The sequence below is a fragment of the Kitasatospora sp. NPDC036755 genome, from assembly GCF_040636595.1.
Taxonomy (GTDB): Bacteria; Actinomycetota; Actinomycetes; order Streptomycetales; family Streptomycetaceae; genus Kitasatospora.
The window spans coordinates 1-9,968 of the sequence record NZ_JBEZUT010000319.1; the positions used below are offsets into that span (position 1 = coordinate 1).

10 protein-coding genes are annotated in these 9,968 nt (G+C 74.9%); 4 read left to right on the plus strand and 6 right to left on the minus strand.

Annotated elements, in window-relative coordinates:
- The 6 genes from AB0E96_RS33165 to AB0E96_RS33190 form a co-directional block, all read right to left on the minus strand.
- On the minus strand, positions 1-447 hold a 447-nt coding region (locus AB0E96_RS33165), incomplete at its 3' end, for an STM4011 family radical SAM protein (protein ID WP_359829503.1).
- An 11-nt stretch (positions 448-458) separates the two neighbouring features.
- Positions 459-1,793 (minus strand): STM4012 family radical SAM protein, encoded by a 1,335-nt coding sequence (locus AB0E96_RS33170; RefSeq protein WP_359829504.1) that lies wholly within the window; start codon positions 1,791-1,793, stop codon positions 459-461.
- Complete coding sequence (locus tag AB0E96_RS33175) at positions 1,790-2,632, minus strand: STM4013/SEN3800 family hydrolase (protein WP_359829512.1); 843 nt, start codon at positions 2,630-2,632, stop codon at positions 1,790-1,792. Before AB0E96_RS33175 ends, AB0E96_RS33170 begins: the two co-directional genes overlap by 4 nt.
- 29 nt (positions 2,633-2,661) lie before the next feature.
- Positions 2,662-3,786: an STM4014 family protein gene (locus AB0E96_RS33180; RefSeq protein WP_359829505.1), complete on the minus strand. Its 1,125-nt coding sequence runs from the start codon at positions 3,784-3,786 to the stop codon at positions 2,662-2,664.
- A gap of 16 nt (positions 3,787-3,802) precedes the next feature.
- On the minus strand, positions 3,803-4,738 hold the full coding sequence (locus AB0E96_RS33185; protein WP_359829506.1) for an STM4015 family protein: 936 nt from the start codon (positions 4,736-4,738) through the stop codon (positions 3,803-3,805).
- A gap of 82 nt (positions 4,739-4,820) precedes the next feature.
- Positions 4,821-5,798 (minus strand): STM4015 family protein, encoded by a 978-nt coding sequence (locus AB0E96_RS33190; protein ID WP_359829507.1) that lies wholly within the window; start codon positions 5,796-5,798, stop codon positions 4,821-4,823.
- A 202-nt stretch (positions 5,799-6,000) separates the two neighbouring features.
- Here AB0E96_RS33190 and AB0E96_RS33195 point away from each other — a divergent pair, with 202 nt between their 5' ends.
- From AB0E96_RS33195 to AB0E96_RS33210, 4 genes are all read left to right on the plus strand, one after another.
- Positions 6,001-6,327: a hypothetical protein gene (locus AB0E96_RS33195; RefSeq protein ID WP_359829508.1), complete on the plus strand. Its 327-nt coding sequence runs from the start codon at positions 6,001-6,003 to the stop codon at positions 6,325-6,327.
- Between the two features lie 127 nt (positions 6,328-6,454).
- The gene (locus AB0E96_RS33200) at positions 6,455-7,573 is read left to right on the plus strand and encodes a DUF6745 domain-containing protein (RefSeq protein WP_359829509.1); all 1,119 of its coding nucleotides are present in this window, start codon (positions 6,455-6,457) and stop codon (positions 7,571-7,573) included.
- A gap of 115 nt (positions 7,574-7,688) precedes the next feature.
- Positions 7,689-8,486 (plus strand): MerR family transcriptional regulator, encoded by a 798-nt coding sequence (locus AB0E96_RS33205; protein ID WP_359829510.1) that lies wholly within the window; start codon positions 7,689-7,691, stop codon positions 8,484-8,486.
- Complete coding sequence (locus AB0E96_RS33210) at positions 8,483-9,700, plus strand: glycosyltransferase (RefSeq protein ID WP_359829511.1); 1,218 nt, start codon at positions 8,483-8,485, stop codon at positions 9,698-9,700. The genes AB0E96_RS33205 and AB0E96_RS33210 overlap by 4 nt, the downstream gene beginning before the upstream one ends.
- Positions 9,701-9,968: the final 268 nt, after the last annotated feature.

Below are 9,968 nucleotides of genomic sequence, written 5' to 3' on the forward strand. Positions count from 1 at the left end.
GCCGAGCGCGTCCAGCTCCCGGCACTTGGCGAGGAACCGGTGACGGGTGATCTGGCCGGGGTGGAAGGTGACCCACAGCGCGAGTGCGTCGAGGTCCGCCTCGGCGAGCCAGCCCGTGCGACAGCTGAGGTTGGTCTGGATCGCGACGCGGCGCACGTGCGGCAGGCGGCTCAGTTCGACCAGCGCGCGGCGGTACCAGGACCGCACCAGCCCCTCGCCCCAGGGGGTGAACAGCAGCGACAGGGTGTCGCCGGTGCCCGCGCGACCGGCCGCCCAGGCGGTGAAACGCTCCAGTGCGGCCCGGTCGGAACGCAGTTGCTCCGGGCTGTCGCGCCGCTTGGCGAACGGGCAGTACGGGCAGTCGTAGTCGCAGGAGGCGAGCGGGCCGCGGTAGAGCAGGGTGAGGCTCCGCCCGCCGTCCTCGGGCCGCGGTGCGGCGGAGGGCATGCCGAGGAAGGTCATTTCGCCTCGTACGCCGCCATCAGGGCCCGGACCTCGGGCGAGAACAGCATCGGCCCGACGGCGTCCGAGTGGGCGAGCCCCTCCGGGCTGAGCCGCAGGAACTCCGCGTCGCCTCCGGCGAGCCAGCCGCGCTCGGCGAACAACGCCAGCTCCGCCGGGAAGTCCTCGGCCGGCGAACCGCCGAACCGGGCACGGTAGTCGGCCAGCGGCATGCCCTCGGCCTGGAGCAGCGACTGCACCAGGTGCCGTCGGCGGGGCTCCGCGCCGCCCATCAGGTGGCCCACCTCGGCATGGTCGAAGTCCCGGGTGGCGACGTAGTCGTCGATGATGCCGCGCACCTCGGTGGCGTTCACCGCGTAGTCGAAGGAGTAGTGCAGCCGCGAGGTGTAGGAGCGGGCGCCGCAGCCCAGGCCGACCATGCCGTCGGTCTGGCAGGCGTACTCGCTCGCCCCGGCCTGGGGGGAGGCGGCGCGGCGGAACATCCGCATCGACACCTGCTGGTAGCCGTGGGCGAGCAGGTGGTCGCGGCCGGCCCGGTAGAGCGCGAGCCGGCGGGTGTCCCAGGCGGAGTGGCTCTCCTGCTCGCCGCGCCGGGCCAGTCCGGTCAGCGGGCGGACGTACAGCGGGTAGAGGTAGAGCTCCTCGGGCTGCCAGGCGAGCGCGGTGTCCAGCGAGCGGAGCCAGCTCGCCTCGGTCTGGCCGTCGATGCCGTAGATGAGGTCGATGTTGAGCACCGGGAACCCGGCGGCACGGATCCGGCCGAGGGCGGCCTCCACCTCGGCCCGCTTCTGCGGGCGGACGGCGGAGCGCGCCTCGGCGTCCTCGAAGGACTGCACGCCCAGGCTCAGCCGGGTGGTGCCCCGGGCGGCCAGCACCTCCAGCCGGTCGGCGGTCGCGGTGGCGGGCGAGGCCTCCACCGAGAGCGGCACCGCCCGCAGGTCGGCGCCCATCCGCCGCTCGGCGATGTCGCACAGCCGCTCCAGCTCGGCGGCCGTCAGATAGGTCGGGGTGCCGCCGCCGAACGCGGCCAGGGCGAACCGGGCCCCGTCGTCCAACGCGGAGCGCACCGCCGCGGCCTGGCGCTCCAGGGCGTCCAGGTAGGCCGTGGTCAGGCCCTCGGGGCTGCCGATCCGGGTGAACAGGTTGCAGAAACCGCAGCGGACCTCGCAGAACGGTACGTGCAGGTAGAGCGAGAGCGCGTGCTGCGCCTCGCCGGCCCACAGTTCGCGCAGCGGCGGGCGCTCCGGCAGCGGGCGGTAGGCCGTCTTGTGCGGGTACGCGTAGACGTACGACTGGTACGGCGATTCGGGGCGCGGGGGTGCGGTGGTCATGCGCGCTCCCCGGAGGTCGCGGTGGCGCTCGCCGCTCGGGCGGGGAGCGTGAAGTGCGCGTACGGGACGGACCAGACCACCTCGTGGCCGATCCGGTGACCGGTGTAGCCGTCCTCGCCGTAGGCGGTGCCGTGGTCGGAGCAGACGATCGCGAAGCAGGGGCGGCGGGCGCTCATCGCGGCGAACAGTCGGCCGATGTGCGCGTCCACGTACTCCAGGGCGGCGGCGTGGCTCGCGCGGGAGTCCCCGTGCTCGCGGGTGGCTCCGGGCAGGTGGAACCAGTTCGGCTGGTGCAGCGCCGACACGTTCAGGAAGAGGAACAGTGGCTGATCGGCGGACTGTTCGGCGGCGACCCGCTCGGCCCGGGCGACCTGCTCCTCGAAGGACGTCGGCGAGGCCACACCCAGCTCCGGTGCCCAGTGGCTCTCCTGGAAGAGGCCGGGCAGTACCGAACCCAGCGGGCCCTGCTTGTTGAAGAACCCGACGCCGCCGATGCACACCGTGCGGTACCCGGCGGCGGCCAGGGCCGTCGGCAGGTCGGGGGCGTCGAAGACCCAGGTGCGCGGGGCGGTGCTCTCGGAGCCGGCGAAGCGGGCCGCGAACAGGCGCGGGTGGGGGCCGTCCGGGGAGGCCGGCGTCGGCAGGAAACCGGCCAGGATCGCCTGGTGGGAGGCGTAGGTGAAGCTGCCGGGTGCGTGCCGGTGCTCCCAGCGGCCGTCGGGGAGGACGGCGGCGAGGTTCGGGATGCGGCCGGCGGCGGCCAGCTCCTCGGCGACGTCGAGGCGGAGCGTGTCGAGGGTGACGAGGAGGAGGTCGTGGGTGCCCACGACGGCGTTCATGTCGGGGGACGGGGCGGGAGTCCGGTGGTTCATCGAGCGGGTTCCGTGATCTGGTGGTCCGTCGCCGCGGGCGACGACGGGGAGGGGGCGGTGAGCGCGGCCAGTTGGGCGCCGTAGGTGTCGAGGCCCTCGGCGGGGCCGCCGGGCAGGCCGGTGAGGTTGGGGAGCAGGTCGCCGAAGGCGTTCACCTCGCCGACCAGGGCGCGCCGCCAGCCGGTCGTGGGCAGGACGTCGACGCCGACCATCGGTGAGCCGGGGAAACAGGCGGCCGCGCGCTCGGCCGTCTCCAGCAGGGCGGGCCAGGCCGGGCCCGCGGCCTCCCGGGCCAGCTCGACGCTGCCGCGGGCGCCGCCCAGGTGCAGGTTGGTCATCGGCCGGCCGCTGGTGCGCACCACGGCGTGGGTGGCCCGGCCGGCGACCACCACGACCCGTAGGTCCGCCGAGCGGCCGGACTGCGAGGCCTTCGGGATCCACTGCTCGACGTGCAGTCCGTCCGGTGCCAGGGCGTCGACGATCGTGGCGACCTCCCGCTCGGTGCGGTAGCGGCGCACCCGCAGCGAGTTGTGCAGCCGGCCGTCGGCCAGCTCGACCGAGGTGGTGGCCTGCAGTTGCCCGCGCGGCCCGAACTCCAGGGCGACCACCCCGGATGCGGAGGAGCCGTGCGCCGGCTTGACGAAGACCCGGTGCAGGCCGGCGTCGGCGAGGCGCTCGCGCAGGTGGTCCCACCCGGCGACCTCGCCGCCCAGCGCCCTGGGCACCGGCACCCCGGCCCGGTCGAGCAGCGCGTGTGCCCGACGCTTGTCGAACATCACGCCGATCTCCTCCGGATCGCCGAGCATCCGTACGCCGGGCCGGGTGGCGAGCGCGCGCAGTGCGGCCATGACCCCCGCGTACCAGGCGGCCGTGCCCTCGACCCTGGTGGGCGCGTAGCCGGGGCCGAGCGCCGGGCCGCGCAGCAGCCGGTCGACCTCCGGCTCCTCGCCGGGCGACTCGATGCGCAGCAGACCGGTCTCGGGCAGCCGGTAGCTGCCGCGCAGCACGTCCAGCCAGGGCAGAACGGCGGGCTCGGCCAGCCCGGCGGCCCGGGCGGCGGCCGCGAACAGCGTCACCCGCCGGTGCCCCGGATTGCCGAGGACGGTCAACCGCACGGTCATCGCTTCCTTCCCCCGCCTACTCGGAGACCGAGACGTAGCGGTCGTCCTCGTCGTCCGGGTCGTCGCCCTCGGCGTCGCTGAGATCGAGCTCCACCCCGGACAGGGCCTCGCGCAGTCGCTCCTGCATCGCGTCGCTCAGGTAGTGGTGGTGCAGGTCGAGCTTGCGTAGATGGGTGAGCGGCTGGCCCTCCAGCAGGGCGGTGGCGCCCTCGTCGGAGAGCACGCCCATGGAGAGGTCGAGCGACTCCAACCGGGCGACCACCGGGGCGTGGGCGACGGCGGCGGCGATCTCGTCCTGGATCTCGCTGTTGGCCAGCCCGAGGTGGCGCAGCCTCGGCAGCCGGGTGCCGTCCAGGAAGGGCGCCAGGTCGTCCGCCGTCGCGTCACCGCCGTACTCGTCCACGCCGAGCCAGAGGTCCAGGCGCTCCAGCGCGGGCAGTTCGGAGCCGGCCACCGCGCGCACCACCGTCGCCGGGAGGCCGCCGGACTCGAGGCGCAGGCTGCTCAGCCGGTCGTGCCGGACCGGCTCCAGGACGAGACCGCTCCCGCCGCGCACGGCCAGCGACCGCAGCCTGGGGAAGGCGTGCAGCAGCGGAGTGACGTCGGCCATCTCCATCCAGGAGATCTCGCACTCGTCGAAGGTCACCTCGCCGAGGAACAGCGCCTCCAGGGCGGGCAGGCGTGGTGCCTGGGCCGTGACGGCCTCGACCGCGGTGCGCACCGACGTGTAGCCGTCCTGCCACCAGGCGCCGATCACCACGGCGCGGACGCCGGCCGGGTCGACCTGTTCCAGGAAGGACTGCCAGAGCTGGATGAAGTCCTGCTTGGACCCGTACTCGAGGGACAGCCGCCAGGCGACGGCGCCCGCGGCGGGCCGCGGCCGGGCGTCGGCGGGCGTGAACTCGTGGATCGGCAGCTCGTGGAAGCGTTCGATGTGGCGGGAGACGGCCATGTCGGATCCTGATGGGTCGAGTGGTCGGACGGGGGCTGGACGGGGGTTGGACGGTCGGGAGGGCGCGTGCGGGAGGTGACGGTTACTCGGCCACGGCCACGTAGCGCCACCGGTCGTCGGGCTTGCCGGGCTCGGAGAGGTCGAGCTCGACCCCGGGCAGGGCCTGGCGCAGGCGCTGCTGCATCTCCTCGGTGAGGTAGTGGTGGTGCAGGTCGAGCTTGCGCAGGTGGGTCAGCGGCTGGCCCTCCAGCAGGGCGGTGGCACCCTGGTCGGTCAGCACGCCCATGGAGAGGTTGAGCGACTCCAGCCGGGCGACGACCGGCGCGTGCGCCGCGGCGGCCGCGATGTCGTCCTCGAACTCGCTGTTCTGGAGGCCGAGGTGGCGCAGCGCGGGGAAGCGGGTGCCGTCCAGGAACGGCGCCAGGTCGTCGATCGTCGCGTCGCCGCCGTAGTTGTCCACGCCCAGCCAGAGCTCCAACCGCTCCAGGGCCGGGAAGTCGCAGCCGGCCACCGAGCGCACCACCGAACCCGGCAGCCCACCCGCCTCGAAGCGCAGCGCCTCCAGCGCCTCGTGCCGCAGCGGCTCCAGGGCCAGACCGCCCTTGCCGTCCCAGTCCTGCGACGCGCCGCGCACCACCAGCTCGGCCAGCCGCGGGAAGGCCGTCAGCAGCGGCGTGATGTCGCACTGCTGGATCCAGGAGATCTCGCACTCCTCGTAGGTGATGTCGCCGACGAACAGCGCTCGCAGGGCGGGCAGCCGGCCGGCGGCGGCGACGATCGCCTCCATCGGCTCCTGGAAACCGTCCGGCTCCTCCGGGGCCCACTGGCCGATCACCAGCGCGGTGACCCGCTCGGTGTCGACGGCGCCCAGGAACCGCTCCCAGAGTTCGGCGAAGGTGACGTCGGACTCGTAGTCGAGACCGACCTTCCAGGCGACCGAGGCCGCGTCCGGCAGCCGGACGGCGCCGGGCCCGCCCTTCTCCTCGGCCGCCTCCGGAGCGTTCGCGAAGTCGAGGACGGGCAGGCCGTGGAACCGCTCGATGTGGTCGTTGACAGTCATGCGCTGCTCCTCCGGGGGTCTGGGCCGAACAACTGTCTACCAGCCGGGACTGACAATCCGGTGGTCGGGTCGCCGCCCGGGCGCGTTGTCAGACCCTTGCTCTATGTTCTGGTCCTGGCTCCGGAGAGTGACCGCGGCAGGTGCGGTGGAGCCATGGGTTCCGGCGTCCGCCGGGGTCCGGCCGTACGGCGAGGGAGGACTGATGTACCGCCAGGGCGATGTGCTGATCGTGCCGGTCGAGGAGAGCGCGGTGCCGCCGAGGGCGGCGGAGTCGGCCGTCCAGCCCCGGGACGCGCGGGGCCGGATGGTGCTCGCGCTGGGCGAGGTCACCGGGCACGCGCACGCCGTGGTCGGCCCCGGCGAACTGCGACGGGAGGCCGGGCCCTTCGGCGCGGGCTGGCTGCACCTGCCCGAGGGCGGCCGGGTGGTGCACGAGGAGCACGCGGCGATACCGCTGCCCAAGGGCTGGTACCGGGTGGTCCGCCAGCGCGAGTACGTCCCGGGCGCGGTGCGGATGGTCGCGGACTGAGTCCAGGCCGCCCGCCGGGCCGGGGGCCGGAGGGCGGAGCGGGTACGAGGGCGGAGCGCGGCCGGGGCCGCGGCACGGAACGGGAACGGACGACCGGGCGGGGAGCCCGGCCGGGAACGGAGCAGGGATGGAGACGGTGATCCACGACGAGGTCCACGGCGGGGCGGCGCAGGCGCCCGCGCCGCTCGGGCCGGCCGAGGTGACGGCCCGTTGGCGGGCGGCCGCGGCGGCCACCGGGACGGGCGACAGGACGGAGGCCGAGCGCGCCGTCCGGGCCGCCTACCGGGCGGCCGGGCTGCCCGAACCCGCGGCGATCCGCTGGTTCGGCTCGCCGCTCGCCGCGACGGAGGCCGCGCTCGAACTGCGCGCCGCCGGAGCGGAGAGCGTCCGCGAGGCCGTGCGCACCCGGCCCTGGGAGGAGGCCCGGCGACGGGCCGTCGCACGGGTCGGTGCCACCGGGTGGGCGGGCCACTGGGCGCTCACCGGCGGAGAGCTCGGCCCGGTCACCACCCCGCTCGCCGACCGGCTGCGCAACGCCGTGCTCGACCGGCTCGCCCCCGAGGCGGACCGGGAGGCGGATGTCGCCGTGGCCGAGGAGGCCCGGGCGCGGCGCACCACCGTCCGACTGGCCCTGCTGGACGCCGTGCGGGGCCAGCACGACGCGCCGTGGTTCGCCGCCCTGGAGGCCGCCGGCTCGGTCGCCGACGCCGTCGCACCGATCGCCGAGCTGGCCCGGCAGGCCGGCTGGTGGTGGCCGTACCGGGAGGTGGCCCTGCTCAGCGAGCGGCCGACCGCCCTGCACCGTGACGAGGCGGGACGGCTCGACCGGGCGGACGGCCCCGCCCTGGAGTACGCCGACGGCTTCGCCCTGCACGCCTGGCGCGGCATGCCCGTCCCGCCGGAGTTCCTGGCCGGACTGGCCGAGGTGACGGTCGAGCGGATCCGCACCGAGGAGAACGCCGAGCTGCGGCGCGTCCTGCTGGAGCACTACGGCTACGAGCGCTACCTGGCCGACTCCGGAGCCGAGCCCGTCCACCGGGACGAGACCGGGGTGCTCTGGCGGATCGTCCTGCCCGACGACGAGCCGGTCGTGATGGTCGAGGTGGTCAACTCCACCCCCGAGCCGGACGGCACCCACCGCACCTACTGGTTGCGCGTCCCCCCGAGCACCCGCACCGCGCGCGCCGGGGTCGCCTGGACGTTCGGCATACCCGAGAGCGCCTACCACCCGCGGCGCGAGACCTGACCGATGACGCCTCCCGGCGTCCGGAGCAGGCACCCGAGCCGCGCGTGTTGACCCTTACCCCACGTCAGGCCGCACGGTGGGGGCGCAACGAACGCACGGACGATCGGAGGGACGCATGAGCTGGTCGGTGGGACAGGTCTCCGGCTTCGCCGGGGTCACGATCCGGACCCTGCACTACTACGACCGGTCCGGGCTGCTCTCGCCCAGTGAACGCAGCCCGGCCGGGTACCGGCTCTACAACGGGGCGGACCTCGCCAGACTCCAGCAGGTCCTCTTCTACCGGGAGCTCGGCTTCCCGCTCGACGAGATCGCCGAGATCCTGGCGGACCCGCAGGCCAACGCGCTCGACCACCTGCTGGCGAGACGCCGGGCGCTCACCGAGCAGATCACCCGGCTGCAGAAGCTGGTCGACGTCGCCGAGCGGGCCATCGAAGTCCGGCGCACCGGCGTCGAACTGACGCCGGAGGAGCGCTTCGAGGTCTTCGGGGACGTGGTCTTCGACCTCAGCTACGCGGCCGACGCCCACCTCAAGTGGGGCGAGCGGGACAGCCATCAGGAGGCCCTGGCCCGTGCCGCCGGCCACTCCAAGGAGGATTGGCGGCAGCTGATGGCGGAGGCCGCCGAGTGGCGCGGCAGGTTGCTGAAGGCCTTCGACGGGGGGCTGCCGGTCGACGACCGCGCCGTCCTGGACCTCGCCGAGCAGCACCGGCAGCACATCACCCGGTGGTTCACGCCCTGCCCGCCGGAGATGCACTGCAGGATCGCCGACGACTACGAGGCGGACGCCCGCGCCTTCGCCCTCGTCGTCCCGCCGGCCGAGCAGCGCCCCGGCCTGGCCGGTTACCTCCGCGCGGCCATCGGCGCCAACGCCGAGCGGTGCGGCGGGACCGGCGACGAGGAGGCGGCCCGGTGAGGATCCTCGTCATGGCCGCCGGCTCCCACGGCGACGTCGCCCCCTACACCGGTCTCGGGGCGCACCTGCGCGACGCGGGGCACGGGGTGGTGCTCGCGGCGCCCGAGACCTTCCGCGAGCTGGTGGCCGGCAGCGGCCTCGACTTCCGCCCGCTCCCGGTCGATCCGCGCGGGGAGGGCACCCGGCCGACGGGCGGGCGCTCCGAACTGCTCGCACGGGCCGCGGCCTTCATCGGGCAACTGGGCGACGGGCTCGCGGACGCCGCGGCGCCCGGAGCCGATCTGCTCCTGCTGAGCACCACCACCGCTCCGCTGGGCTGGCACCTGGTGGAGGCCATGGGTGTCCCGAGCATGGGGGTCTACCTGCAACCCACGCTGCCGACACGGGAGTTCCCGCCCGTCGTCGGAGGTGCCCGCTCGCTGGGGAGCTGGGGGAACCGGGCGGCGGGAGCGCTCGGCCAGCGGGTCGTCGACCGTCTGCACGCCGAGGCCGCACGCCGGTTGCGGGCGCGGCTGGGCCTCCCCGCGCTCTCCCAGACCGCGCGCCGACGGGCGGTGGAACGGGCGAACTGGCCGGTGCTGCACGGCTTCAGTCCGACCGTCGTACCGAGACCGGCCGACTGGCGGCAGGAACTGCGGGTGGTCGGCAACTGGTGGCCGCACGTGGCGGAGGACTACCGCCTCCCCACCGAGGTCGAGGACTTCCTGCGGGACGGGCCGCCGCCGGTGTTCATCGGGTTCGGCAGCATGGCGGCGGGTCAGGGGGAGCGGCTGAGCGCCCTGGCGGTTGAGGCGCTGCGGCGGGCGGGCGTCCGGGGTGTGGTGCAGGCCGGCTGGGCCGGGATCACCGGGGCGGGCGACGGTGTGCTGACGGTCGGCGAACTGCCCCACGCCCGACTGTTCCCGCGGATGGCGGCGGTGGTGCACCACGCGGGTGCGGGCACGGCGGCCGCGGCGCTGCGGGCGGGTGTGCCGAGCGTCCCGGTCCCGGTGACGGCGGACCAGCCGTTCTGGGCCGACCGGCTCACCCGGCTCGGAGCCGCCACCGCTCCGGTCCGGTTCGCCGAGCTGACGGCCGACCGTCTGGCGGAGGCCATCCGCCAGGCCGTCGAGGAACAGCGGCTGCGGGCCCGGGCACAGGGGGTGGCCCGCGCGATGGCGGGGGAGGACGGCGCGGGCCGGGTCGCGGAGGTGGTGGTGGCCATGGGCCGGTAGCGGAACCGCGGATGGTCGGGCCTCGGGCCTGCCTGCCGGGGCAGGCAGACCGACCCGAGCCCCGTTGCGGGATGCGCGGGTGTCACACCGTGGGGAGTGCGGAGGCCGCCGGGCGCGGCGCGGACGTCAGGCGCGCAGGCCGTGCCGTCTGGTGTACACGAGGTGGAAGGCGAGCAGCGGAGCGGCGATCACCGGCAGGCTCAGGTTCATGGCCGCCGGGGCGGCGTCGACGGGAAGGAGGTATGCGAAGGAGACGGCGAGCGGGAGG

What these genes read in the sequence shown, in the direction of transcription:
- AB0E96_RS33200 (WP_359829509.1), top strand. Translation starts at nt 6,455, where the DNA reads ATGGAGACGGTGATCCACGACGAGGTCCACGGCGGGGCGGCGCAGGCG.
- AB0E96_RS33180 (WP_359829505.1), bottom strand. Translation starts at nt 3,786, where the DNA reads ATGACCGTGCGGTTGACCGTCCTCGGCAATCCGGGGCACCGGCGGGTG.
- AB0E96_RS33175 (WP_359829512.1), bottom strand. Translation starts at nt 2,632, where the DNA reads ATGAACGCCGTCGTGGGCACCCACGACCTCCTCCTCGTCACCCTCGAC.
- AB0E96_RS33205 (WP_359829510.1), top strand. Translation starts at nt 7,689, where the DNA reads ATGAGCTGGTCGGTGGGACAGGTCTCCGGCTTCGCCGGGGTCACGATC.
- AB0E96_RS33170 (WP_359829504.1), bottom strand. Translation starts at nt 1,793, where the DNA reads ATGACCACCGCACCCCCGCGCCCCGAATCGCCGTACCAGTCGTACGTC.
- AB0E96_RS33190 (WP_359829507.1), bottom strand. Translation starts at nt 5,798, where the DNA reads ATGACTGTCAACGACCACATCGAGCGGTTCCACGGCCTGCCCGTCCTC.
- AB0E96_RS33185 (WP_359829506.1), bottom strand. Translation starts at nt 4,738, where the DNA reads ATGGCCGTCTCCCGCCACATCGAACGCTTCCACGAGCTGCCGATCCAC.
- AB0E96_RS33195 (WP_359829508.1), top strand. Translation starts at nt 6,001, where the DNA reads ATGTACCGCCAGGGCGATGTGCTGATCGTGCCGGTCGAGGAGAGCGCG.